The organism is Staphylococcus sp. HMSC14C01 (genome assembly GCF_001808085.1).
In the GTDB taxonomy this organism is placed as follows: domain Bacteria; phylum Bacillota; class Bacilli; order Staphylococcales; family Staphylococcaceae; genus Staphylococcus; species Staphylococcus hominis.
The window spans coordinates 13617-39095 of sequence record NZ_KV792011.1; the positions used below are offsets into that span (position 1 = coordinate 13617).

The 25479-nt window shown below is 32.2% G+C and carries 23 protein-coding genes and 2 riboswitches; of the genes, 20 read left to right on the forward strand and 3 right to left on the reverse strand.

Going from position 1 to position 25479, the window contains the following annotated elements; translation table 11 throughout:
• Positions 1-118: 118 nt before the first annotated feature.
• Together HMPREF3131_RS00505 and HMPREF3131_RS10905 are read left to right on the forward strand one after the other, a co-directional pair.
• A complete protein-coding gene (locus HMPREF3131_RS00505) occupies positions 119-574 on the forward strand; it encodes a MarR family winged helix-turn-helix transcriptional regulator (protein ID WP_048761850.1) in 456 nt (151 codons plus the stop codon).
• Between the two features lie 1291 nt (positions 575-1865).
• Positions 1866-1967, forward strand: coding sequence for an SE2200 family small protein (locus tag HMPREF3131_RS10905; RefSeq protein WP_017175470.1), 102 nt, complete (start codon positions 1866-1868; stop codon positions 1965-1967).
• Between the two features lie 350 nt (positions 1968-2317).
• On the opposite strand, the gene HMPREF3131_RS00515 is transcribed toward HMPREF3131_RS10905, so the two are convergent.
• The gene (locus tag HMPREF3131_RS00515) at positions 2318-3793 is read right to left on the reverse strand and encodes an alkaline phosphatase (protein WP_049420727.1); all 1476 of its coding nucleotides are present in this window, start codon (positions 3791-3793) and stop codon (positions 2318-2320) included.
• A 208-nt stretch (positions 3794-4001) separates the two neighbouring features.
• Positions 4002-4103, forward strand: a riboswitch (SAM riboswitch).
• Between the two features lie 70 nt (positions 4104-4173).
• Here HMPREF3131_RS00515 and HMPREF3131_RS11245 point away from each other — a divergent pair.
• The 7 genes from HMPREF3131_RS11245 to HMPREF3131_RS00540 all read left to right on the forward strand — a co-directional run bounded on the left by HMPREF3131_RS11245 (position 4174) and on the right by HMPREF3131_RS00540 (position 9958).
• Complete coding sequence (locus HMPREF3131_RS11245; RefSeq protein ID WP_019834604.1) at positions 4174-4347, forward strand: hypothetical protein; 174 nt, start codon at positions 4174-4176, stop codon at positions 4345-4347.
• Positions 4348-4515: 168 nt separating this feature from the next.
• Positions 4516-4683 (forward strand): hypothetical protein, encoded by a 168-nt coding sequence (locus HMPREF3131_RS11250; RefSeq protein WP_170076289.1) that lies wholly within the window; start codon positions 4516-4518, stop codon positions 4681-4683.
• Positions 4684-4695: 12 nt separating this feature from the next.
• Positions 4696-5361: a response regulator transcription factor gene (locus HMPREF3131_RS00520; protein ID WP_049419652.1), complete on the forward strand. Its 666-nt coding sequence runs from the start codon at positions 4696-4698 to the stop codon at positions 5359-5361.
• Between the two features lie 5 nt (positions 5362-5366).
• Positions 5367-6263, forward strand: a complete 897-nt coding sequence (locus tag HMPREF3131_RS00525) for a sensor histidine kinase (protein ID WP_049434768.1) — start codon at positions 5367-5369, stop codon at positions 6261-6263.
• 131 nt (positions 6264-6394) lie between these two features.
• Positions 6395-7144 carry an ABC transporter ATP-binding protein gene (locus HMPREF3131_RS00530; RefSeq protein ID WP_049382136.1) on the forward strand — a complete coding sequence of 250 codons (750 nt, stop codon included), beginning with the start codon at positions 6395-6397 and terminating at the stop codon, positions 7142-7144.
• 1 nt (position 7145) lies between these two features.
• Entirely contained in the window at positions 7146-9101 is a 1956-nt protein-coding gene (locus tag HMPREF3131_RS00535) for an ABC transporter permease (protein WP_070436319.1), read from the forward strand.
• A 92-nt stretch (positions 9102-9193) separates the two neighbouring features.
• Positions 9194-9958: a DUF4064 domain-containing protein gene (locus tag HMPREF3131_RS00540; protein ID WP_049419650.1), complete on the forward strand. Its 765-nt coding sequence runs from the start codon at positions 9194-9196 to the stop codon at positions 9956-9958.
• 117 nt (positions 9959-10075) lie between these two features.
• Here the strand turns inward: HMPREF3131_RS00540 and HMPREF3131_RS00545 are convergent, their stop codons facing one another.
• A complete protein-coding gene (locus HMPREF3131_RS00545; protein WP_049419649.1) occupies positions 10076-11368 on the reverse strand; it encodes an LLM class flavin-dependent oxidoreductase in 1293 nt (430 codons plus the stop codon).
• Positions 11369-11431: 63 nt separating this feature from the next.
• Complete coding sequence (locus tag HMPREF3131_RS00550; protein ID WP_049382134.1) at positions 11432-12181, reverse strand: 3-oxoacyl-ACP reductase; 750 nt, start codon at positions 12179-12181, stop codon at positions 11432-11434.
• 123 nt (positions 12182-12304) lie between these two features.
• Positions 12305-12406, reverse strand: a riboswitch (TPP riboswitch).
• 285 nt (positions 12407-12691) lie between these two features.
• Here HMPREF3131_RS00550 and HMPREF3131_RS00555 point away from each other — a divergent pair.
• From HMPREF3131_RS00555 to HMPREF3131_RS00605, 11 genes are all read left to right on the forward strand, one after another.
• Positions 12692-14284, forward strand: a complete 1593-nt coding sequence (locus tag HMPREF3131_RS00555) for a solute:sodium symporter family transporter (RefSeq protein ID WP_017175459.1) — start codon at positions 12692-12694, stop codon at positions 14282-14284.
• A gap of 90 nt (positions 14285-14374) precedes the next feature.
• Entirely contained in the window at positions 14375-15577 is a 1203-nt protein-coding gene (locus tag HMPREF3131_RS00560; RefSeq protein ID WP_037541500.1) for a 5,10-methylene-tetrahydrofolate dehydrogenase, read from the forward strand.
• Positions 15574-16680: a hypothetical protein gene (locus HMPREF3131_RS00565; RefSeq protein WP_017175457.1), complete on the forward strand. Its 1107-nt coding sequence runs from the start codon at positions 15574-15576 to the stop codon at positions 16678-16680. The genes HMPREF3131_RS00560 and HMPREF3131_RS00565 overlap by 4 nt, the downstream gene beginning before the upstream one ends.
• Positions 16681-16868: 188 nt before the next feature.
• On the forward strand, positions 16869-17624 hold the full coding sequence (locus HMPREF3131_RS00570) for a zinc-ribbon domain-containing protein (RefSeq protein WP_049414253.1): 756 nt from the start codon (positions 16869-16871) through the stop codon (positions 17622-17624).
• A 67-nt stretch (positions 17625-17691) separates the two neighbouring features.
• Complete coding sequence (locus HMPREF3131_RS00575) at positions 17692-18429, forward strand: zinc-ribbon domain-containing protein (RefSeq protein ID WP_049420725.1); 738 nt, start codon at positions 17692-17694, stop codon at positions 18427-18429.
• Positions 18430-18646: 217 nt separating this feature from the next.
• On the forward strand, positions 18647-19378 hold the full coding sequence (locus HMPREF3131_RS00580; RefSeq protein ID WP_017175456.1) for a phosphoadenylyl-sulfate reductase: 732 nt from the start codon (positions 18647-18649) through the stop codon (positions 19376-19378).
• Between the two features lie 163 nt (positions 19379-19541).
• Entirely contained in the window at positions 19542-21395 is a 1854-nt protein-coding gene (locus HMPREF3131_RS00585; protein WP_017175455.1) for an assimilatory sulfite reductase (NADPH) flavoprotein subunit, read from the forward strand.
• A gap of 18 nt (positions 21396-21413) precedes the next feature.
• On the forward strand, positions 21414-23135 hold the full coding sequence (gene cysI / locus HMPREF3131_RS00590; protein WP_070436320.1) for an assimilatory sulfite reductase (NADPH) hemoprotein subunit: 1722 nt from the start codon (positions 21414-21416) through the stop codon (positions 23133-23135).
• Positions 23136-23171: 36 nt separating this feature from the next.
• Positions 23172-23936: a uroporphyrinogen-III C-methyltransferase gene (gene cobA / locus HMPREF3131_RS00595; RefSeq protein ID WP_048761808.1), complete on the forward strand. Its 765-nt coding sequence runs from the start codon at positions 23172-23174 to the stop codon at positions 23934-23936.
• 33 nt (positions 23937-23969) lie between these two features.
• Positions 23970-24581: an NAD(P)-binding protein gene (locus HMPREF3131_RS00600; protein WP_017175452.1), complete on the forward strand. Its 612-nt coding sequence runs from the start codon at positions 23970-23972 to the stop codon at positions 24579-24581.
• A gap of 21 nt (positions 24582-24602) precedes the next feature.
• A complete protein-coding gene (locus HMPREF3131_RS00605; protein WP_048761805.1) occupies positions 24603-25478 on the forward strand; it encodes a sulfite exporter TauE/SafE family protein in 876 nt (291 codons plus the stop codon).
• The last annotated feature ends 1 nt before the right edge of the window (position 25479 follow it).

Consider the following 25479-nt stretch of genomic DNA (forward strand, 5'->3'; position numbering starts at 1 on the left):
TTACATATATAGGATAAGCCTGGTTATAAATAAAGTCAACATTATTGACCTTTTGATGAAAGTCGTTAGAAAATTTACTATAATAATTAATAATGACTTTGAAAAGGAACGAGTGAATATGGATCGAAATAAAAATGATTATGAGCACATGCTATTTTATTTCGCTTATAAAACGTTTGTGACGACTGCAGATGAAATTATCGAAAAATATGGTATGAGTCGACAACATCATCGCTTTTTATTTTTTATCAATAAATTGCCTGGTATTACGATTAAGCAGTTACTAAATACGTTAGAAATATCAAAGCAAGGGTCTCACGCAACATTGAAAAAGTTAAAAGAAGAAGCATTAGTTATTGAACAACAATCTGAAGAAGATCGAAGAGTAAAGCAATTATTTCCCACGCCTAAAGGAAGTAAACTAGTAGAAAAATTAAACAAAGCACAAGATGAATTAATGCAACAAACGTTCCAAAAAGTTGGAAAAGATTGGTATGCGATTATGGAAGAATTATCGAATTATCGAGAAGGGTTTCAAGATATTAAACATTTAAAAGATGAAAAAGAATCTTAAAAAAGAAGCTAAACTGATGTATATTGAAAGTTCAGATGTTTCTATACCATTTTAAGGAGAAAATATACTGTCTATGATCAATAACAATGAAAAGTTAATTCAACTTATTTCAAAAGAATTAAATATATTTACATTTAATGTACAACGTACGATAGGATAGTTGACTGTAATAAAACCAAATAATATTGTAGATTACATTATAAAATGTTAAGGGAGGTCAATTAGAATTAACACTAGATTGTTAATAAATATTTTTCACGCATAACGGTTATTTGTTAAAAGTACATAAAAAATGAAAACAATTGAGCGCTAGCCATGTCTTCCTTTACAACAGTTATAAATAATGCAATTCGAAAGTACACGATTTAATATAGAAGAGGTTAGAGTAAAGTAGAATGTTAAGATATCACGTGTTAGCATTCTATTTTCCTAACCTTAATTTATTTATAGAAAGAAAGTAGTGTAGAATGTAACACCACGTTATATTGTAAGGACATATTTTTATATCGTTATTGATTTAATTGAATAGGCAGTATTTACATAGTTACTTAATAAGTGTTTCCTTTGCAATAAATTATATAATCTTTATATTTATAACTTTATCACATTATACTTCTAATATATGACCTTAATCATTACTTAGTATTGTTTTTAAAGTTTCTAAATGGAATAGGAATATTTGTAGGACGTGTTTTGAGATTTCATATGGTTTGGTTATTTACATACCCATTAACACGATTACGTATCACGTGTTTGATGCCATCAATTTAAAAAGTGTTAATTTTTATTGTACTTATAGTGTTATTACAAGCCACTGTTATATTATTTGTGAAAGGGGTACGATTAATAAAATGATTCACATACTACTCCTCTTAGTTATTGTCATTATATTGCAAGTGCTGATGAGACATTTTCTTAATAAAATAGAGTTAGAGTCAAAGTATAAAAACATCATTACTTATATTCCATTTGGTTTAGGATTATTTTTTACTCAAAATGTCTATTATGAACGTCAGTATCCACATTGGGAGGTACCACTTAAAGAAAAGCTGAATTTAAAATATATTTATCTTTTTACTTTCTTAGAATTTGTTGCGATATATATTTGTTTATTTGTGATGAAAAATTAGATATTATTGTCAATACATTCTCTAAAATGACATAAATATAACGCAATTTGTTCGATTGACTTTAAAAATAATACCAAATGAGTGTATAATATATTTAGTCTAGACTTGTTTTTTGATTAAACAAATCTAATGTACGCTAAAAATTAAAAGGAGTGACAATAATGAAAAAACTTTTAGTTACAACTATTATTGGTTTTGTAGGCTATATTGCTTTCAAAAAATATCAAAACAAAGTAAACGAAATGCCAAATATTGAATATTAATCATATAAACCGAGATATTTCTAAGATTGAAATATCTCGGTTTTTTGTTTTAATGTATTGATATACGAAAGAATTAATTATAATTAAATCATTTACAACTAAAAATATTACTAAGTAAAAAAATACATAATTGAAAAAGATATCAAACGAGACCTTGATATACCAGTTTTAAGCTCTATTCCAATAAAGATAGCTTAAATGAAGTAAAACAAAAAATTAAAGATAATTTAGAAATGAAATAATGATGTAAAAAATCACTTTAGCAGGTCATTACTTGCTAAAGTGATTTATCTGACTATAAAACAAGACGCTCTTCAATTATAGAGAGCGTCTTATCTATGAGCTACATATTATTGTTGATTTTGATTAGACGTTACATCTTGACCAAAGAAGTCGAAGATGTTTTTCGCGCTATCTGTGTTATCAATGTTACCACGGAATTTATCAGCACCTGGACCATATGCATAAGTATTTACATCTTCACCAGTGTGACCATATGTTGTCCAACCAGTATGAGATGCATCGTTAATTGGTTTTTGGATGGCGTCTTGTAATGTTGTTGTTGCTTCTGCAATTTTTGGATCATCGTCATTTTTAGCTTTATCTTTAACGTCTTTTAATTCTTTCGCTGCATCTTTAACTTTATCTAATTGTTTTTCAGGGAAGTCGACACCATAACCTTCATTGATCACTGTTTCAGGGTCTTTACCTTTAGCAATTTGTTCAGTCATGTAACTGCCAGAATGTTTCATTTTATGAATAGCGTCTGGATTCCATACATAATCTTTACCTTTAGCGATGGATAAACCACCAGTTGAGTGGTCAGCAGTTGCGACAACTAATGTATCTTTATGATTTTTCGCATAGTCGATAGCGTTTTGGAATGCTTTATCGAAACCGCTCATTTCTGACATGACACCAGTGATATCATTAGGATGACCAGATTTATCAATTGAAGCGCCTTCTACCATTAAGAAGAATCCTTTATCATTTTTTTCTAATTTAGATAATGCACTGTCTTCCATATCTGCTAATAATGGATTTTGTTGTGGTGCATCAATTTGTAACGGCATATTTTTTTCAGCAAATAAACCTAATACTTGATCATTTTTAGAGTTAGCTAAGTCAGTTTTATTGGTTACATAGTCGTAACCATCTTTTTGGAATTTCTCAGTTAAATTACCATTTTCTTTACCGAAGTATTTAGAGCCTCCACCTAAGATAACGTCTACTTTATGTTGGCCATTAATTTTATCATTATAAAATTGTTGTGCAATTTCATCTTTTTTATCACGATCATCTACATGTGCCGCATACACAGCTGGGGTTGCATCAGTGACTTCTGCTGTTGTCACTAAACCAGTTGATTTACCTTGTTCTTTAGCATATTCTAATACTGATTTTAAAGGTTTTTTATCATTATCTACAGAGATTGAACCATTATATGTTTTATGACCTGTAGCGAAAGCTGTACCACCTGCAGCTGAATCAGTTACATTTTCTTTAGGATCATTAGGGTTAGTACGGTTAGTCCCTTTTAAATATTTATCAAAAGCAGTTTGATCTAATTCTTTGGTATTAGGATTATCTGCATAATAACGGTAAGCTGAATTATAAGAAGGACCCATACCATCTCCAACCATGAAAATCACATTTTTAGGATTTTTAGTGTTACCGATGGCCATGTAATCGCCATCTTGACCTTGTTGACCTTGAGCACCTTGTCCAGCACCAGATGCAAATGACACATGTGTTGTACCTAATACTGAAGCAGCTAGGATTGAAGTTGCTACTGTGGTTTTTCCGAATTTATTGATGAAACTCATCATTAAAAAAGCCCCCTAATATGTAAAATATAGATTACTTACATCTTTATATTAAGAAACTTTATTTGATTTGAAGTAAGTATTTAGTAAACTTTAGTTTAAGGTATTGTAAAAAACTATTAACTTATCATATTCTATGATTTAATAAATCAATTTAATATAAAGAATTGAAAATGTATGTTACAATAGTATTAAATAAAATAGTTTGATCTTATTAAGAGTAAGTGGAGGGAATTGGCCCTATGAAACTTCAGCAACTGCGCTTTGCGTGAGGTGCTACATCCAACAGGATTTTCCTGAAAGATAAGAAGATGTCGACAAGCGCTTCTTATTTAAGGAGGGCTATTTTATTTACCCAAATTAAAAAAGGTGGTAAACATATGACAACATTACAAGAACTATTTAAAGAATTAGATGATTGGGAACAGCATAGTCCTAAAAGTTGGGCAGGAAGTATGGGAAGAACAGCAAAAATCAATGATATCAAAAGACAAATTAAAGAAGCGATCACCATAGAAGATATTAGAAAGTATATTTTAAATAAAGAAGATTAAAAGTAAAAGAAGCATGGGAGTGAGACGGCGTATTCAAAATGAATTCGAATCTCGCTCCTTACTTTTTTATGAAACAGTTAATCTCGAATATATTCAATTTAAAGAAAAAGCGTTAAAATAAAGTTAAAGAAATCATGTCATTAATAAATATATAGAGGTGAATCAATAATGATATTCGTAATGTTATCTCCTTTACTGATAGTTGTATTTATCGCATTATCTATTATGGAAGAAAGAAAACGTAAGAAAAAAACAAAACATAAAGAAAATAAATTTGAACAAGAAAAAAATAAAATGTCTAATTCTAATGACAATAATGATCATGACGCAAAATAAAGGATGAAAAAAATGAAAGTATTGATTGTCGAAGATGATGTCGTCATTGCAGAAAGTCTAGGGAATGAACTCTCACATTGGAACTATGAAGTGAGTATTGCTAAGCAGTTCGATAATATTCTCGAAGAATTTAAAACTTCAGAACCTGAACTTGTGTTATTAGATATTAATTTACCTACATTTAATGGTTATCATTGGTGCCAAGAGATACGTAAAGTATCTAATGTCCCAATTATTTTCATTAGTTCGCGTACTGACAATATGGATCAAATTATGGCAATTCAAATGGGCGGAGATGACTTTATTGAAAAACCATTTAATTTATCACTTACTATAGCGAAAATTCAAGCATTGCTACGTAGAACATATGATTTAACGGTTTCAAATAATGAGATTACTGTTAAAGGGTGTAAGCTCGTTGTTGATGAAGCCACACTTTACTACAACGATGACTCTGTACAACTTTCGTTTACTGAACTACAAATTTTGAATAAATTATTTCAAAATGAAGGGAAATATGTCAGTCGTACAGCAATCATTGAAAAATGTTGGGAATCGGAGAATTTTATTGATGATAATACGTTAGCAGTAAATATGACACGCCTACGTAAAAAACTGCAATCTATCGGTATTGTTGATTTCATTGAGACAAAGAAAAATGTAGGGTATAAGGTGTAAATATGATGTTAAAAGCATTTATAAAATCGATACGTCATCAAATGATGATAGTAGCATTATTTCTATTACTTTTTTTGGTGATTTTCTTTCTTTTTAATTTGCCTTTCAACGCATTCTTTCTAGGTATGGCAATTATTCTTTTCATAATGATTATTTTTTGGTTGATTCAACTTAGTGGATTTCAAGAAGCAGTGTCTTTAAAAGAAGAAGTTGCTGACTTAGAAGATGAATTACAACGTGTAAAAAATGAACAATCTGCATACCAAGTCAATGTTGAGAACTATTTTTTAACATGGGTGCATCAAATGAAGACACCTATTACCGCTTCGAAACTCCTTTTAGAAAGAAATGAAGATAATGTAGTGAATCGCGTGCGTCAAGAAATTATACAAATTGATAACTATACGAGTCTTGCACTTAGCTATTTAAAATTAATGAATCAAGAAACGGATATGTCCTTTTCGAAAGTAGTCATTAATGATCTCGTTAAACCTCTTATTATGAAATATTCGATTCAATTCATCGACCAAAAAACAAACATTCATTACACACGTTGTGAAGATGAAGTACTTACTGATGTTCAATGGTGTACAATCATGATAGAACAAATTCTTAATAATGCTTTGAAATATGCACGTGGTAAAGACATTTGGATTACGTTTAACAACGAAAATCGTGTGCTATCTATACGAGATAATGGTGTAGGAATTAGTAAAGCCGATCTTCCCAAAATCTTCGATAAAGGCTACTCGGGCTATAACGGAAGACTTCATCAACATTCAAGTGGCATTGGATTATTTATTGTTAAACATATATCGGCACATTTACATCATAAAGTAGAAGTGTCTTCAACGCTCAATGAAGGAACTACATTTGACATACATTTCCCAGAAAATAATTAAACTTTCAATAATGTAAGGACAACCAGTAACATTTTTAAGAAATGATTAATGTTACTGGTTTCTTTTTGTTTTATGATAGTAGTAAGTGATAAATTAAAGAGTTTAATGAAAAGAAAGGAAGCATGGATATCATGTTGTTAGACGTGAATAATGTAAAAAAAACATTTGGGAGAGGTCTGAATGCTACTACCGCATTAAATGGCATTTCATTTAATGTGGATAGGGGTGAATTTGTAGCAATTATGGGTGAATCTGGATCTGGGAAATCCACTTTACTTAATTTAATTGCAACTTATGATAAAACTACTGAAGGTACGATAACGATTGACGAGCAAAATATCCGTCAATTGCGTAATAAAGAAATCGCATATTTCCGTCGAGATCATTTAGGTTTTGTCTTTCAAGACTTTAACATTTTGCCGACAATGACAAATAAAGATAATATCTTAATGCCGCTTGTACTTGCGAATCGCTCACATCAGATGATGCGTCATCGTCTCTATCGCTTAAGTTATCAATTACATATTGAACCACTGCTTAATAAATATCCTTTTGAAATATCAGGAGGAGAACAACAACGCGTGGCTATCTGTCGAGCACTGATTAATGAACCGGATTTGTTACTCGCAGATGAGCCTACAGGTGCACTTGATTCTAAAACATCTAAAACGATTATGGAACTATTTAGAGATATTAATAAAAATGAGCAAACCATTTTAATGGTGACACATTCGGCTGTGGATGCTTCTTATGCCAAACGTATTTTGTTCATTAAAGATGGCCGTTTATATCATGAAATTTATCGAGGGGAGGAACTACAATCAGAGTTTCAAAAACGTATTGCTGATAGTTTAGCAATGCTTCACGAAAGAGGTGATTAAAATGACCTTTCGCTTGCTTTGGACATTAGTCACTCAGAATTTTAAAACACAGCGACATATTATGATTCCATTTATTCTAGTAATCAGTACATTATTTGGTATTGAATTTATTTTATTATCCTTAAACATGAATGCTTCGATTCATAAGCATAGTGATGTTATTCCAGTTTTTATTGGTATCGGAAATTTTTTTATGTGTCTGTTTGGACTACTTTTTATTCTTTATGCTAATCGTTTTATTATGCGACGTCGTCAAAAAGAGCTGGCTATGAATATGATTCTTGGTATGGAAAAAAAGCATTTTAGGTTAATGTTGTTTATAGAAGGAATTTATCAATATATTATCATTGGGTGTCTGAGTATGATAGGTGGTTACTTATTTGGTGCATTAACTTATATGTCGTTAAATAAAATATTAGGGTATACGCATGTATCTTTGAAAAAATATCCATTTGATATAAGTGCAATGAGATACACCTTGTTGATGTTAGCGATAATGATGCTATTTTTATTTATTGTCAACAATATAAAAATCACTTTTCAAAGTCCTATTAAGTTAATACAGCAGCAACATCCAACGGAAAAACAATGGCCCAAACCTTTACTCTATATCTTATTGATTGTTGGAATCATAACTGTTGGTGACAGTTATATGATTGCCTTAAAAGATACACTCATTTTGGTTTCACTACGTAATATTTTTATTGCCCTTATTTTAGTGACAATAGGAACGTATTGCTTATTTATATCACTGAGTGTTTTAGTGATAGATTGGCTTCAAAAGATTCCGAGTGTTTATTATCGACCTAAATATTTTTTTACTATTTCTGGTTTACGCTCAAGAATGAATTCTAATTCTATCGGTTTGGCTAGTTTAACCATGCTATGTACTTTTCTTATTGTGACTCTAGGAATGAGCGTCGCTACATATCGTAGTGTAGACCAACGTGCGAATCATTTAATGCCAACACAATATCGTATTGAATTGAGTGGAGATGTGCATCATAGTACTACGAGTAAACACAAAGTACGTCAGCTAGAAAACGAGATTAAGAGATATGTTGATGTTGATGCTTTCAGAGAATATACAAGTGGAAGTGTCGCAGTCACTTATAAAAAGGGTACATTTGTAAAGCGAGATAATGAGAATAGTCCATTGGATGTAAATAGTGTATATTTAATTGTAATGAATCAGCAAGATTACAATACAATCAATCATACGAATCTACGACTTAAACATAATGAAATGGGAATATTAACGAATCATTTCATGTTTCAAAAGTTAAACCATATCAAATTAATGAATCAAACATTTAAAACAAATCAGTTAAAGGGAGATCATTTTTCATTTCCATTTCCAGGAGCAGTCACGCTTGTTACTCATAATGTAAATCAACAACGTCAATTGATTTATTATTATCAAACAACAGCAAATATTAACTCATACATTGCTTTTAATCTTAAAACACATGATACACAGTCCATAGATCATATTAATTCTAAATTGATGAAACAATATGATATTCAAATTGATAAAAAAGATGAATTAAATAAGGAAATGTTTGATATTTATGGTGGTCTCATTTTTGTTGGCACTATTGTTTCTTTAGTCTTAATGATTGGCACATTTACGATGATGTATTATAAGAATATTGCTGAGGGATATGAAGATCGAAAAAACTATCGAATTATGCGTCAAGTAGGTTTAGAAGAAGAACGAATTAAATCTGTTATTCATGACCAAGTAGTTATTATTTTTACTTTACCTATTATAATATCTATGATACATGTACTATGTGCTTCTAAAATGATTTATACTTTGCTTGGTATTTTAGATGTTAATGATATAAAATTATTTTTAACAACTTATATCGGTGTCTTAGTGTTTGTAATGATAATCTATGCTTTGATGTATGTAATGACGTCTCGTGTATATTATCGTCTCATTCATCGTTGATATATTAGTAAAAAGAAATCCTCATTCTTATATATAAATGAGTGTAAGACTTTAGGCAGTAGGGTATAAGGATAAAAAAAGGAGGCGGAATAATGGTAAAACAATATGATGATACAACAAATAGAAATAGTAACAATAACATTAAACGTACAGGGGAACACGTTCTTACTTGGATAGGTGTTGCGATTCAAGCATTAGTTGCAATTATGTTTTTAATGATTAAACCCTTTATTGGTAATGCTGATTTTAAAGAACAAATTATTAATGAAACACAAAAACAAGGCAATGAGGTTTCTATAACAGAAATAAATAATGGTATGGATGCATTAGGTGGTTTATTTAATTTCTTTACATGGGGCGCGTTCATCCCATTAATTCTTGCAATTATTGGCGGTATTTTAATTAATAAAAAACCTAAACTTGCAGGTATCTTATTAATTATTGCAGGTATTTTAGCGATTGCTACAAACTGGATTAGTTTAATTTTATGGTTAATTGCTGGTATTATGTTACTTGTTCGTAAACCTAAGCATGACATGTATGGCAATGGCGGTTATAATGATCATTACAGAAGAGACCATCATGATGTAAATGCAAATAATAATGCATTCATTTTGAATGAAGAAGAAGAAAGACAACAACAACGTTATATTAAAGATCATTATTCAAATAAAGATCAAGCAGCGGACAATAATAATGAAAGATACCACGATACACACGTAAATGATTCAAATGATGACGACTATCGTGATCAACGTTATTCAAATCATAAAACGAATAAACGAAGTAATGATTTTATTCAAGATGAAGCAAGAAAGCTTCAAGAAGAAAAAGATAACGATCCATACAAATATTAATAATATGATATATAAAAGCGATGGTATTCCTAAGTTAATACCATCGCTTTTTACGTTAATTTCTACAATTTCTACTATATGGTTTGGATAAAATATATTAGATAAATGATTTTAATATTAAATTAAATCTAAGTGTTCTCTTAGTGTAGAACCTTTATACTGATGTCGATATAAGCCACGACGTTGTAATTCAGGTACAATGAGTGTAACCACGTCGTCTAAACTATCTGGTAAAGAAGGTGGCATTAAGTTAAATCCATCTGCAACACCCGCATTAAACCAGCGTTCCATTTCATCTACAATTTCTTTTGGCGTACCTATGAGTGTCAGATGTCCACCCCCCGCATTAAGGTAACTTAGCAGTTCTCTGACAGTAGGTTGCTTATCTTGAATAATTTCTAAGATGGTTTCATATCGACCGACGGGACCGTTAAACTCTTCTAAAGAAGGTAGTTTAGGCACAGGAGCATCTAATTCCCACTGACTACAGTCTTGTTGAATGAAAAAACTGAGTTGCTTTAAAGCGGCTTTGATAGGAAGTCGTTGATCAAGTTTTGCTTTCTTTTTCAATGCTTCTTCATGTGTATGACCTACATAAGTGACTAGTCCAGGAAAGACTTTAATATAACGCTTGTGGTCATGTTGTGCCATTTCACTATCTAAGCGCTCGCGATAACGTTTTGCTTGCTTCATATTCCAAGAAACAGAATATACTGCATCTGCATATTTTGTAGCTAATGCAATACCTTGTTTAGATGCACCTGCTTGCATCGCCACAGGTTTTCCTTGAATGCTACTTGGTGTTGTTAATGGTCCATGAACTTGAAAATATTTGCCATTGTGGTGAAGCGGTTTGATATTGCGATTTATCATTGTATGATGATGCCGATTTGGTTTGAAATCTTCAGTATGCCAAGAATCAAACAATCCATTCATGACTTGAGCAAACTCTTCTGCTTTCTTATAGCGTTCATCATGATTGGGTAGATGGTCCATGCTGTGATTTTGAGCTTCGGCATCTGTCATGGAAGTGACTAAATTCCATCCCACTCGTCCACCACTAATATGATCTAAACTAAGTAACTGACGTGCTGCAGTGAATGGATTAGAAAATGTACTTGAAATGGTAGGAACTAATCCAACATGTTGTGTGACTTGAGATATAGCAGTTAAGTTAATCAGTGGATCAAACCAAAAACTTGGCATAGAAGTATAGCTAGGGATAAAAGACTGATTATCTGCGAAAAAGACTACATCTAACAACCCTTTTTCAGATAACTGAGCTAATTCTTGATAGTATTGAATATCACCGATACGTTCAATACTTGAATTGGGAAGTTGCCAAGCAGCTTGATGATGACCACATCCATAGATTAATATACCGAGATGAAGTTGATGTTGATGGGTCAATTTAATTTCTCACTCCAATGTTCATTTTATTTCTATTCTAAGATAAGGAAGACCAGTTATATATTAATTCATGGTTAAACCACCATCGACAGTAATATTTTGACCAGTCATACCATCTGCTGCTTCGCTACTTAAATAAGCAACCATATTAGCAACATCTTGTGGGGTAGTCACTTTACGTAATGGCGTAGTCTGTGCAATTAAATCAAAAACGTCTGGTGTAGTGACAGCACTAGCATCAGTTGTTTTAAGCAATCCTCCTGACACTACATTAGCAGTAATACCATATTGCCCTAATTCGGCTGCAACATTACGCGTGAATCCAATCAATCCAGCTTTAGCTGTTGTGTATTCATGATATGGGACAACGGGATGTTGATACAAATTTGTGCCAATGCTTACAATGGCACCAGAACCACGTTCTATAAATTGCGGAATGACACTTTGAGTAACATTAAAAGCGCCTTTTAGGGTACCATCAATTTGTTGTTGATAGTCTTCCCATGCTAAGTCTTTAAATGCCTTTTGCGCATTAGGATCGAATTTAAAATTAACTAATGCGTTATTGACCACAACGTCAATTTTTCCAAAATGATGTGTTGCCTCATTAACTAAACGATCAACTTCATCACGTTGTGTGACATCTGCTTGAATTGCGATAGCTTTGTCACCAAGCTCCTTTGCAAGTGCCTCAGCCGCTTCACGACTTTGATTGTAATTAATGATTACTTCAAATCCTTGTGTAGCTAATGTTTTTGCAATGACCGCACCTAAACCACGGCTACTTCCCGTTACTAATACTGTTCTCGTCATAAAGATCGTGCCTCCATTTACTTCATTTACAGCGAAAAAATATGCAACCTTCACATTAGGAAAGTTGCATTAAAATAGATCTATCATTATTGAGAACAGTTTGACACATCTCAACAGGTCATCTTATTTTATACGACACTTTCCTACGCTAGTATAAGCTAGTTCAGGTTCAAAGGGTTTGAGGTTACACCTCATCTCAGTTTTAAAACACCCCTAGTGCATATGATTTAACTATAGTTTCACTTTATGCCTTCTATTATCAGAAGTCAAGCGCTTCCATTAAAGAATATATTGATTACTTTTTTATTTGAATATAAAAATAAAAATTTATATAATTTATTTTTATAATAATTTTCAATTATATGATTGAAAATCAGATATACCGTGGTTAAAATAGAAGTTACACTAAATAGGTGCTTTATAGGATAAGTAATAAACAGTTTAACGTTGAATGAAGATTTAACGTTTTTATTTTTTGCAAATAAAATATTGAGGAGAGCGACACGTATTATGAATTGGCTAGCAATTATTTTATTTTTAGCCGTTGTTATGGGGGTCAGTCTTTATGCGTTCTGGCGTTCAAAAAAAATAAAGACTGATAGTGCAGATGGCTATTTTATGGGAGGCAATAGTTTAACAGGATTTACGATTGCCTCAACGATTATTATGACTAACCTATCTACAGAACAAATTGTAGGGCAGAATGGTCAAAGTTATGGTAAGGGTATGGAAGTGATGGCTTGGGAAGTCACAGCTGCTGTAGCAGTTGTCTTACTTGCATGGATATTCTTACCAAAATATTTAAGGTACGGTGTGGATACCATTTCTGAATTACTTGAAATGCGTTATGGTACCTTTACTAAACGTTTCGTTTCTATATTATTTATTTTCACTTATGTTGTATCATTTTTACCAGTTGTCTTATATTCTGGTTCATTAGTATTTAATAAAATGTTTAGTATTGGGGAATACTTAGGAGTAAGTGATGCCACAGCAACGATTATTATTGCATTTGTCATTGGTGCAGTAGGTGTTATCTACTTATTCATCGGTGGTTTGTCACTGAGCGCATTTAGTGATTCAATCTATGGTGTCGGATTAATTATAGGTGGTTTGATTATTACAATTTTAGGTTTACATCATTTAGGTGATGGGAATTTTGTAAAAGGATTCGACCACATGGTCCAACGTACGCCTGAAAAACTAAACGCTTTTGGGGCCATTGATTCAGATGTTGTTCCATGGCCAACATTATTCTTTGGTATGTTCTTTAATAATTTATTCTTTTGGTGTGCGAACCAAATGATTGTACAAAAAGCCTTAGCTGGTAAGAATTTAAAAGAAGCACAAAAAGGTGCGATATATTTAAGTTTATTCAAGGTATTTGGTCCTATTTTTACAGTGATTCCTGGTGTTATTGCATATAATTATTTCAATGGGGGTATAACATCTAATGATAATGCTTATCCTGCATTGATTCAGGCGATTTTACCTGATTGGGGCTATGGTTTATTCGGAGCAGTTATTTTTGGAGCCATATTAAGTTCATTTGTTGGATCATTAAACAGTACAACAACACTCTTTACTTTAGACTTTTATAAACCTATTTTTGGTAAGCGTGCTTCAGATCAACATATTGCACGTGTCGGTCATATCGCGACAGTTGTGATTGGCATTATTGTAGTAGGTATATCTCCACTTATTGCCCTTTTCCCAAGTGGATTATATGCGATTGTGCAACAGTTCAATGGTGTATATAGTATGCCAGTACTTGCATTGGTCTTAGTTGCATTTTATTCTAAGCACACATCTAAACTAGGCGCTAAAGTAGCTTTAGTTACACACATTGTGTTATATGCTGCAATTAGTTTTATGGTGCCACAATTAAATTATTTATATACTTTTAGTTTTATGTTCTTTATTGATTTAGCTATTATACTTGTCTTTAATAAATTTAAACCTTCCAATACGTTTGACTTAAATACTAATAAAGCTAAAGTGGATCTTACACCTTGGAAATATCGTTATATTACAGGCGGTATTGTTCTAGGTTTAGTAGTACTTGCTTACATTATCTTTTCACCACTTGTACTTGCTAAATAATCATTTATAAATAGGTGTACGTTTGAAAAGAGTAGACTTTTTCGACGTACACCTTACTTTATATATTTATAAAGAAAGGAGGATAACACAATGCACAAAATCGGTTTGATACCTTCACCGGGTGTATCTCATAAACACGTAGAAGCTGTTATTCCAGATGTAAAAGAACAGCTGAATCAACGTGTGAATGATCAACAAGAATGGGTATTTCAGCTCCACGTTGATTTAATGATTGGCTCAGCTGAAGATGTACATGAAAGTATTGATAAAGCGGCAAAAATGAAAGAGAAACATGATTGGGATTTTGTTGTATGTATTACAGATTTACCAAGTATTTCTGGAAATAAAGTAGTGATTAGTGATTTTAATAATGATAAACAAGTAGCGATGCTATCTTTACCTTCATTAGGTTGGATAGACCTACGACGAAAATTAAGAAATAGTTTAACTTCTATTATTGAACAATTGTATTATTCAACTTCAAGAGTGGCTCCCAAGATTCATCCTCTTATACATCCTAAAGCAGTAGAACCAAATGAAGATGAAACGCCAAAGCAACGTTATATTCATCGATGGTTTATTCTCAGTTGGATTCAACTTATTTTAGGGTTAACACGAGCAAATGAACCATGGAAAAATATTTTTAATTTCAAAAAGATTATTTCAGTTGCTTTTGCAACTGGGACTTATGTATCGATTTTCTCCATGCCTTGGGAGCTGAGTATACAGTACTCCATAATAAGATTTATTATACTTATGCTTATTGCTATCCTAGGTATGACAGGCTGGTTACTCTATGCACATCAATTGATTGAACGTAAAACGGCTAAGTCACAGCGTGTGTATCGCTATATTTATAATTTTACTACCGTATTCACATTATTTATTATTACACTTTTAAATTATATTATTTTATATCTTTTATTAGCGATAAGTGTATCATTGTTTGTTCCACCAAGTTTATTTAATCAATGGACCAGCGCACATCCTCATTTTACATTTATAAATTATGTAAAATTAGTATGGTTTGTATCTTCACTAGGTTTACTTGCTGGGGCAATGGGGTCTACTGTAGAGAATGAAGAGAAAATCCGTCAGATTACTTATTCGTATCGACAATATCATCGTTATAAAGAAGCAGAACAAGAGAAGAAAGAAAAAGAACAAGCTCAATCATCTTCTCATGATGCATCAAATCAACAAGTTGAAGAAAGTGCATCCAATAAACAAAATAATGATAATCAACAAGATGAACATAAAAAACAAGATCATAGAGAGGAGGAAACAACATGAGTGAAGAAAAATTAATTGGTCTCGTTGTGGCGCCAGGAGTGACAGAGAAATTAGCACAAAGTTTAATTAATGACATACCCAATATATTATCAGAACAAGATAATCATCAACGTGACTGGAAAGTTGATCTCGTGGTGGATCCTCTTACTGGTTTTGCGGAAAGTGTGGAAGAAATATTCAAAAAAATTCAAGATTATCATAATAAAAGAGAATGGGATTATGTTGTAGGAATTACAGACTTACCTATGTTCTATCATCAAAACGTACTTGCTTTAGATATTAATAAAAAAAATGGCGCTGCAATATTTTCATATCCTGCATTTGGATGGCGTCCTGTAAAGAATCGCTTTAAACATGCTATCGTAACCATTATTAATGAACTTCATTATTCTGAAAGAGCGCATATAGGTTATGATGACAATAATAGGGTTAAGAAAGAAATCAATAAACAATTTCCTTTTTCACGTATTGAGAAAACAGAAGTACATTTAAAAGAAACAGGAAACAATCATTTAAGATATTTATCAAATTCACGCAGTCTTGGAATGATACGACTTGTCAGTGGGATGACCTTTGCGAATAACCCACTGAATATGATGGCAAGTTTAAGTAATATTGTAGCGATTGCTTTTACGACAGGTGCATTCGGATTGATTTTTTCAACCATGTGGAATATGGGTCTTGATTTTTCTGTATGGCGATTATTTGGAATTTCCATCATGGCAATTTTAGGTATGCTCGTTTGGATAATGGTATCCCATGGTTTATGGGAATCTACAAAAGAAGCTAAGCATAAAAGAATTGTAATGTTATATAATTTAACAACTATCATGACTTTATTTATAGCCATTGTTATATATTATATGATTTTATATTCATTATTCTTAATAGCAGAGCTGGTTTTATTACCTCCAGGATTCTTAGGACAACAAGTAGGTTTAAAAGGACCAGCCAGTGTTCAACTTTATTTAAGTATTCCTTGGTTTGCAACCTCAATATCTACTGTTGCAGGAGCAATAGGTGCAGGTTTGCTTAATGATCAATTAATTAAAGAAAGCACATATGGTTACCGTCAAAAAGTACGTTATGAAAAGAATAACTAATTAGTAATAATGAAGTGAGAAACACTTCATTATTATTTTTTATATAATATAATAAATTTATAGAAAACATCTTTAAAGTCATTTAAAATAATGAATAAATATAAGTGTGAATGGATTAAACTAAGACACAGACAACCTACAACACGAACAGAATTATGTGCATCATAAGAAAGAAAGTAGGTAACATCATGAAATTTTGTCCACAATGTGGAAATCAAATTAAAGAAGGTCAATCATTTTGTAATAAATGTGGTAGTGATTTAAAAGTTTTTAAACAATATAGAGAGAATCAATTATATGAAAGTGCGGCATCTCAAAAAAACAAAAGGTGGCCATATATTTTATTCGTAATACTTATAGTAGCTATTTTAATTTCTGGAGGTTTAACATACTATTTCTTTTTTGTGAAACCAGAAATGGTAAAGAGTGAGGAAGTGACAAGCACACATCATAAAACTAAAGAAGACATCAAAAAGACAGTGAGACAAGGAGAGAAAAAATCTAAACAAAAAAATGATAAAGAGATACGTATGAAGTCTCCAAATATTGATGTGATGTCCGAAGATTTTGAAAATACATATTTAAAGAGTGATTGTAGAGACGGCTATTATGGTATTAAGGTAGGTATGACAAAAAATGAAGTTGAAAAATTAATAGGTAAACCTACAGGCATATTGGAAGTGCCAGGGTTCAAATGGAAATCAACGAAATATGGAAATATTACAGTAGATTATAGCCCTAATAATGAAGAAGGTAAGGTAATAGCAGTAGGCGTAAGCCCAGATAATGTAAAAGTAGATGATTTTTTAAGTCGCTATTATTCATATGATAGTTATACACCTACTGAAATTATTTATAACAATGATAAAAGTAACGGATATTTAGTTGCAGTTGATATTGATGGCAATCATATTGCAAAAATTCAGTGCTTAGCTGAAAGATAAAAACAGATATCAACATGTTCACAAGCATCTAAGAATTTAACCTCAAGAAGTGAAAGTAGGTAATAAAATGAAATATTGTCCACGTTGTGGGAATCATATTCATGAAACTCAACGCTTTTGTAATCAATGTGGGAATGATCTAGAAGCATTTGAGCAATATAGAAATCAAATGATCACTAATTCAAAGCGAAAAAAATGGTCTTTTATTGTAATTGTCATTTTAGTTATTGCAATGATTGTCGTAGCATGTTCGACGTATTATTACTTTTTTGTCAGACCAGTAGATGCACCTAAAAAAGATACACCAGTGCATCAAGTATCTAAAAAAGATAGTGAAGAAGGTAAAGTTCCAAATGATCCTGATAAGGAAGGGAAAGAAACGATAGAGAATAAGAAATCACCACAGATTAATGTAATGAGTGATGATTTCTTAGAAAATTTCATGCATAAAAATACATTGAATGGATATATGGGGATAAAGCCAGGAATGACTGAAAAGGAAGTTGAGAGGATAGTTGGAAAATCAACAGGAAAAATTCATATTGATGGTATGGATCATGAATCTATTAAGTATGGAGATTTGGCAGTTAATTACGATCCACACTCTAAAGAAAAGATTGTCACTTCAGTGGGAATTGCTCCAAATAATATAAGTGAAGAAGAATTTATAAGTCATTACAATAATTATGATAAAAGAAATTTTAGAGATATTGTTTATAACAATATCAAAGGAAATGGTTATGAAATTGTAGTATATTTAGATGGAGATAAGGTGGGACTTATATTTGCGGTTCCAGAATATTAATAAAAAAGTGCGAGTCCATAATAGGATATTGCACTTTTTTTATTAATATTATTTTTTTAGTTCGAATAAAAAATGTATTTTTATTTTAAAGCAAATATTCCCTAAACTTTCTTGACTTTCTATATGAAACTCGTTAAAGTATTAGCATATTATTCTGACAATTCTGATAGGTATTAGATTAATAAATTTGTAAATACTGAGGAGGGACCATAGGTTTATGTCAGTATCAAAGATAACGTATGAGAGTTTTGATGGTGATCCATTTATTGACTCCATTTCTACTGACGACGCGACAAAGGGTGCCTATGAAATTTTAAAATGGGCTTATACTACGTATGGTGAAGATATCGTTTACTCATGTAGTTTTGGGGCAGAGAGCATGGTACTTATTAATTTGATTTATCAAATTAAACCAGATGCTCAAATTGTATTTTTAGATACAGATTTACATTTTCAAGAAACATACGATTTAATTGATAGAGTAAAAGAATGTTTTCCTAAGTTACGTATTGAAATGAAGAAACCAGAATTGACGCTTGAAGAACAAGCTGAGAAATACAATCCTGCATTATGGAAAAATAATCCAAATCAATGTTGTTATATTCGTAAAATTAAACCTTTAGAAGAGGTACTAGGTGGGGCGATTGCCTGGATTTCGGGACTACGAAGAGATCAATCTCCGACTCGTGCTAAAACAAATTTCATTAATAAAGATGAACGTTTTAAATCGATTAAAGTATGTCCTTTAATTTATTGGACGGAAGATGACGTTTGGGATTATATTAAACAGCACGATTTACCTTATAATGAACTGCATGACCAGCATTATCCAAGTATTGGTTGTATTCCTTGTACAGCGCCAGTATTCAATTCAGATGATTCCAGAGCAGGACGTTGGTCAAGTTTTGAAAAAACAGAATGTGGACTTCATGTTGCAGATAAACCGTGATGTAAGGTTTAAAAAATTTTATACAAAAAACATAGTATTCTGATAAGGATTTAAAAATATTCTATATTCGATTTTTACTGGAAAGTCGAATATAGATTACATAATATAGAGATAGTAAGTATTTTAAAATAAAATAAAGATTGAAATGATAGAGGTGGATGAATTGAATCTAAGTGTTACCAATAGTCCTTTTACTGAAGGACAAGCCACACAAATTAATGAATTATTACAGACACTTACACCAGAACAAAAAGTATGGTTAAGTGGCTATTTAGTCGCAAATCAACAACTTACATCAGGAACATCTGACACACAAGGTTCACAAATAGGAGCTGTTTCAAAGGATACTGAAACAATGCTTCAACAAAATGAACCAACAATTCAACCTGAAAAACGAGCGATTACATTATTATATGGTTCAGAAACAGGAAATGCGCAAGGTTTAGCAGAAATATTTGAAGAACGTCTTTCAAATATTGGACATAATGTAACGTTAAAAGCCATGGATGAATTTAAATCTAAAAATCTTAAAAATGTTGAAGATTTATTTATTATTACTTCCACACAAGGTGAAGGAGATCCACCAGATAATGCAGCCGAATTACATGAATTTATTCATGGTAGAAAAGCTCCTAAATTAGAGGGAGTAAGATTTTCAGTACTTGCATTAGGTGACCAAACTTATGAGTTCTTCTGTCAAACAGGTAAAGATTTTGATAAAAAACTTGAAGAACTTGGTGCCGAACGATTATATGAACGTGTTGATTGTGATGTGGATTATGAAGAAGATGCCGAAAAATGGATGGCTAATGTCATTAATACTATTGACTCAGCACCTGAAGGTACACAAAGTGAACAAGTTGTAAGTGAATCAATTAAATCTGCGAAAGAGAAAAAATACTCAAAAGCGAATCCATACCAAGCTGAAGTATTAGAAAATATTAATTTAAATGGTAGAGGATCTAATAAAGAAACACGTCATATTGAATTCTTATTAGATAATTTTGGTGAAGAATATGAAGTAGGAGATTGCTTAGTCGTTTTACCACAAAATGATCCAGCTTTAGTTGAATTACTGATGAGTACATTAGGATGGGATCCGGGAGATCAAATTCAAATCTCAGAAGATGGAGATACGATTTCTTTAGAAGAAGCATTAACATCTTACTTTGAAATTACAAAATTAACGAGACCATTACTTCAAAATGCAGCAGCATATTTTGATAATGAAGCGTTAGAAGACAAAGTTCAAGATAGTGAGTGGATACAAAATTATATTGAAGGTAGAGATTTTATTGATTTACTCAATGATTTCCCACCTGAAGAATTAGAACCTGAAGATTTATATCAAATCCTTAGAAAATTACCTCCTAGAGAATATTCTATATCAAGTAGTTATCAATCATTACCTGATGAAGTTCACATTACGGTTGGTGCAGTAAGATATAATACACACGGTAGAGATCGTTCAGGTGTATGTTCCGTTCAATTTGCTGAACGTATTCAACCAGGAGATACTGTTCCAATTTATCTTAAACGTAATCCAAACTTTAAATTCCCTAAAAATGGAGATACGCCTGTTATTATGATAGGACCTGGTACAGGAATTGCGCCATTTAGAGCACATATGCAAGAACGTGAAGAATATGGTTATAAAGGTAATACGTGGTTATTCTTCGGCGATCAACACTTTACTACTGATTTCTTATATCAAACAGAATGGCAAGAATGGTTAAAAGATGGTTTTCTTGAAAAAATGAATGTCGCTTTCTCACGTGATACAGATCAAAAAGTATATGTACAACATCGCATTGCTGAACATAGTAAAGAATTTAATGAGTGGTTAGAAAAAGGTGCATCAATCTATATTTGTGGTGATGAAAAAAATATGGCTAAAGATGTACATCAAGCTATTCGCAATGTATTAGTGAAAGAACAAAATTTAACTGAAGAAGATGCTGAAAGCTACTTAAAACAAATGAAAAAAGATAAACGTTATCAACGTGACGTGTACTAAAGAAAGGGTGGAGAGTGAATGGCTAAAACGATTAAACAAATTGCTGATGAGTTAAATGAAAACCTTGATGCGTTAGAACATTTAAAAACTGAAAGTAATTATTTACGCGGTACGATTGAAGAAGGCTTAGCAGATCCTTTAACTGGTGCTATTTCTGATGATGATACCAAATTACTTAAGTTTCATGGGAGCTATCAACAAGATGACCGAGATGTACGTGATGAACGCCGTAAACAAAAATTAGAACCTGCATATGCTTTCATGATTCGTGTGCGACTACCTGGAGGTAAAGCAACACCTGAACAATGGATTGCAATGGATGATATTTCTAATAATTATGCGAATCATACATTGAAATTAACAACACGTCAAACATTCCAATTTCATGGTATTTTAAAACGAAATTTAAAATCATCTATGAAAAAAATTAATGAATCAGTGTTAGATACGATTGCAGCATGTGGGGATGTCAATCGTAATACAATGTGTAACCCAAATCCATATCAATCAAATATTAATAAAGAAATACTTGATTATGCTACAGCTATCAGTGATCATTTATTACCTAAAACGAATGCCTATCATGAAATTTGGTTAGATGGAGAGAAAGTGCTTGATTCTAAAGAAGAAGTAGAACCAATGTACGGGGAAAAATATTTACCACGTAAATTTAAAATTGGTATTGCCGTACCACCATCAAACGATATTGATGTATTTTCACAAGATATTGGTTTAATTGCAATTGTAGAAAATGATGAACTCGTTGGATTTAATGTGTCTATTGGTGGTGGCATGGGTATGACGCATGGTAATCCAGATACATACCCTCAAGTAGGACGCATTGCTGGATTTATTCCTAAAGATAAAGTCATAGATGTATGTGAAGCATTACTTACAATTCAACGTGATCTCGGTAATCGTTCAAATCGTAAAAATGCACGTTTTAAATATACAGTAGATCGTTTTGGTGTAGACAATATTGTTAAAGAATTAAATACACGTCTAGGCTGGGAAATCAGTGAAGCTCGTGAATTTAAATTTGAACATAATGGCGATCGTTTAGGTTGGATTGAAGGTGAAAAAGGTGTATGGAATTATACATTATTCATTCAAAATGGACGTGTAAAAGATACAGAAGACTATAAGTTAAAAACGGCGTTAAGAGAAATTGCAGAAACACATACTGGTGATTTTAGATTATCTCCAAATCAAAATTTAATTATTGCTAATGTAACTGAAGAGAAAAAAGCAGATATTCAATCTCTTATTGATAAATACGGTTTAACTGATGGTAAAAATTATAGTGGTTTAAGACGTAATTCAATGGCTTGTGTAGCATTTCCAACTTGTGGTTTAGCAATGGCTGAATCAGAACGTTATTTACCAACGCTATTATCTAAAATTGAAGATTTATTAGATGAAGCTGGTATTAGTGAAGAAGAGATTACTATACGTATGACAGGTTGTCCTAATGGTTGTGCAAGACCTGCATTAGCTGAGATTGCATTTATTGGTAAAGCGCCTGGCAAATATAATATGTATTTAGGCGGAAGCTTTAATGGTGATCGCTTAAATAAACTATACAAAGAAAACATCGATGAAAAGGAAATCCTTGAAAGCTTAAGACCAATTTTAATGGATTATGGAAAATCACGTCTCGAAGGTGAACATTTCGGTGACTTCGTTATTCGTTCGGGTGTAGTAGCTAAAGTTCATGATGGTAGAGATTTTCACAGCTGATTTTTTAAAGAAATAGAAGGCGAACGGGGTGATAAGATGGGAAAGGTTTATCTTGTAGGTGCAGGACCTGGTGATCCTGATTTAATAACTGTAAAAGGTATGAAAGCGATTCAAGCGTCAGATGTGATTTTATATGATCGCTTAGTAAATAAAGAGATTTTAGATTTTGCAAAACCCAACACAAAGTTCTTCTATTGTGGTAAAGATCCAAATAAGCATTCATTGCCACAAGAGGAAACAAATCGTATGTTAGTGAATTTAGCGAAAAAAGGTCATACCATTACACGATTAAAGGGTGGCGATCCTTTCGTTTTTGGACGTGGTGGTGAAGAAGCAGAGATATTAGCGGATAATCAAATTCCATTTGAAGTTGTTCCTGGTATTACATCAGGAATTGCAGCTCCTGCTTATGCAGGAATTCCTGTTACTCACAGAGATTATAGTTCCTCAGTTGCGTTTGTTACAGCTGTGAATAAACCAGGTATGACGAAAGAAGCATATTGGGAACATTTAGCGCATGGTCCTGAAACATTGTGTATTTATATGGGTGTAAAACGTTTGCCTGAAATTTGTGAACTATTAGTGCGTCATGGTAAGTCAGTAGATACACCTGTAGCGTTAGTACATTTAGGGACAACAGTTTCTCAAAAAACAGTCACTGGAACATTAGGTAGCATTGTACAACGTGCATCTGAAATCAAAAATCCTGCAATGATTGTGATTGGTGATGTTGTAAATATGCGCCAAAAAATTAGCTGGTTCAAAGAACAAGTATCAGATGTTGAAATGACATTACCATAATTTGAAAAATATCTAATATAGGAGGACGACAATATGAACCATATGCCGCTCATGATTGATTTAAGCCAGAAATCGATTGTCATAGTAGGTGGCGGAAAAGTTGCAACCAAAAGAGCTTCAACTTTAATCGAATATTGTGCTGATGTTCATATTGTTAGTCCTACTATTTCAACAACTTTAAAAGAATTATTAGATAACGAAAATATCACTTGGAGTCAAAAAGAATTTGAGCCACAAGATGTTGAACATGCCGACCTTGTAGTGATTGCCACAAATAATAACGACGTCAATACAAAGGTGTTAGAAAGTGTTCCTCATCATGCATTGTGTAATCATGCTTCGAAAGCCCAAGTTGGAAATGTTACGATTCCAAGTATTTTAAAACGTGGAAAACTTTCTATTAGCGTGTCAACCAATGGAGCAAGTCCTAAATTGAATAAAAAAATTATTTCAAGAATAAGCGATATGTACGATGAATCATATGAAATGTATATTGATTTTTTATATGAAAGTAGACAACTAATTAAACGATTATCAATCGAGCCATCTAGGAAACAGGAGTTATTACAACACATTTTATCTGATGAGTATTTAGATGAGGTTAAGCAACAAGAATTCACACGATGGCTTCATTTGCAAGTTTAGATATGAAGGGATATGTGATATATGAGAAAATTGTTTATATTTGCATTAGCTGGATTTTTAGCACAACTTGTTGATGGATCACTCGGAATGGGATTCGGTGCCTCCTCATCATCTATATTATTAACATACGGCATAGCACCTGCGATTGTTTCAGCAACGGTACATTTTTCAGAAATAGCAACGACTGCTGCATCTGGTACATCACATTGGAAATTTGAAAATGTACATAAGCCAACCATGTTGAAACTCGCAATACCAGGATCAATCAGTGGATTTATCGGTGCAGCATTATTAACTCAAATACATGGTGACTATATTAAACCTTATATAGCACTATTCTTACTTTCAATGGGTTTTTATATTTTGTATCAGTTCTTATTTAAACGTCACAAAGCCATTCATACACACGTAGGCACACTTAGTAGTGCGAAACTTGTTCCACAAGGAGCCGTTGCTGGTTTTCTAGATGCCATCGGTGGTGGAGGCTGGGGACCAGTCAATACACCGTTGTTACTTGCAAGTCGTAAAATTCAACCACGCTATGCCATTGGTACAGTGTCTGCAAGTGAATTTTTTGTAACACTTTCAACATCATTAAGTTTTATTATCTTTTTAGGATTTACTCAAATTAATTGGTGGTTTGTCATTGCATTAAGTATAGGCGGTATGATTGCCGCACCAATTTCAGCCTATTTAACTAAAATATTACCCATTAATATTTTAGCAATTTGTGTAGGTGGTCTTATTATTTTTACAAATAGTAATGCTTTAATGACGTATTTCATCCAAGACACTACAGTGACAAATGTTATTCGATTCGCAATTATTTGTGCGATTATTGTATTAGTTATTATTACTATTATTCGTAACAAAAAATTGTCTTTTTCTTATAAATAAA

Excerpts from the sequence above, each read along its gene's own strand:
- HMPREF3131_RS00605 (WP_048761805.1), top strand. The coding sequence starts at position 24,603 with ATGAGAAAATTGTTTATATTTGCATTAGCTGGATTTTTAGCACAACTT.
- HMPREF3131_RS00575 (WP_049420725.1), top strand. The coding sequence starts at position 17,692 with ATGAAATATTGTCCACGTTGTGGGAATCATATTCATGAAACTCAACGC.
- HMPREF3131_RS00540 (WP_049419650.1), top strand. The coding sequence starts at position 9,194 with ATGGTAAAACAATATGATGATACAACAAATAGAAATAGTAACAATAAC.
- HMPREF3131_RS00600 (WP_017175452.1), top strand. The coding sequence starts at position 23,970 with ATGAACCATATGCCGCTCATGATTGATTTAAGCCAGAAATCGATTGTC.
- cobA (WP_048761808.1), top strand. The coding sequence starts at position 23,172 with ATGGGAAAGGTTTATCTTGTAGGTGCAGGACCTGGTGATCCTGATTTA.
- cysI (WP_070436320.1), top strand. The coding sequence starts at position 21,414 with ATGGCTAAAACGATTAAACAAATTGCTGATGAGTTAAATGAAAACCTT.
- HMPREF3131_RS11245 (WP_019834604.1), top strand. The coding sequence starts at position 4,174 with ATGACAACATTACAAGAACTATTTAAAGAATTAGATGATTGGGAACAG.
- HMPREF3131_RS00535 (WP_070436319.1), top strand. The coding sequence starts at position 7,146 with ATGACCTTTCGCTTGCTTTGGACATTAGTCACTCAGAATTTTAAAACA.
- HMPREF3131_RS00520 (WP_049419652.1), top strand. The coding sequence starts at position 4,696 with ATGAAAGTATTGATTGTCGAAGATGATGTCGTCATTGCAGAAAGTCTA.
- HMPREF3131_RS00530 (WP_049382136.1), top strand. The coding sequence starts at position 6,395 with ATGTTGTTAGACGTGAATAATGTAAAAAAAACATTTGGGAGAGGTCTG.
- HMPREF3131_RS00525 (WP_049434768.1), top strand. The coding sequence starts at position 5,367 with ATGTTAAAAGCATTTATAAAATCGATACGTCATCAAATGATGATAGTA.
- HMPREF3131_RS00570 (WP_049414253.1), top strand. The coding sequence starts at position 16,869 with ATGAAATTTTGTCCACAATGTGGAAATCAAATTAAAGAAGGTCAATCA.
- HMPREF3131_RS11250 (WP_170076289.1), top strand. The coding sequence starts at position 4,516 with ATGATATTCGTAATGTTATCTCCTTTACTGATAGTTGTATTTATCGCA.
- HMPREF3131_RS10905 (WP_017175470.1), top strand. The coding sequence starts at position 1,866 with ATGAAAAAACTTTTAGTTACAACTATTATTGGTTTTGTAGGCTATATT.
- HMPREF3131_RS00565 (WP_017175457.1), top strand. The coding sequence starts at position 15,574 with ATGAGTGAAGAAAAATTAATTGGTCTCGTTGTGGCGCCAGGAGTGACA.
- HMPREF3131_RS00515 (WP_049420727.1), bottom strand. The coding sequence starts at position 3,793 with ATGAGTTTCATCAATAAATTCGGAAAAACCACAGTAGCAACTTCAATC.
- HMPREF3131_RS00555 (WP_017175459.1), top strand. The coding sequence starts at position 12,692 with ATGAATTGGCTAGCAATTATTTTATTTTTAGCCGTTGTTATGGGGGTC.
- HMPREF3131_RS00550 (WP_049382134.1), bottom strand. The coding sequence starts at position 12,181 with ATGACGAGAACAGTATTAGTAACGGGAAGTAGCCGTGGTTTAGGTGCG.
- HMPREF3131_RS00505 (WP_048761850.1), top strand. The coding sequence starts at position 119 with ATGGATCGAAATAAAAATGATTATGAGCACATGCTATTTTATTTCGCT.
- HMPREF3131_RS00580 (WP_017175456.1), top strand. The coding sequence starts at position 18,647 with ATGTCAGTATCAAAGATAACGTATGAGAGTTTTGATGGTGATCCATTT.
- HMPREF3131_RS00560 (WP_037541500.1), top strand. The coding sequence starts at position 14,375 with ATGCACAAAATCGGTTTGATACCTTCACCGGGTGTATCTCATAAACAC.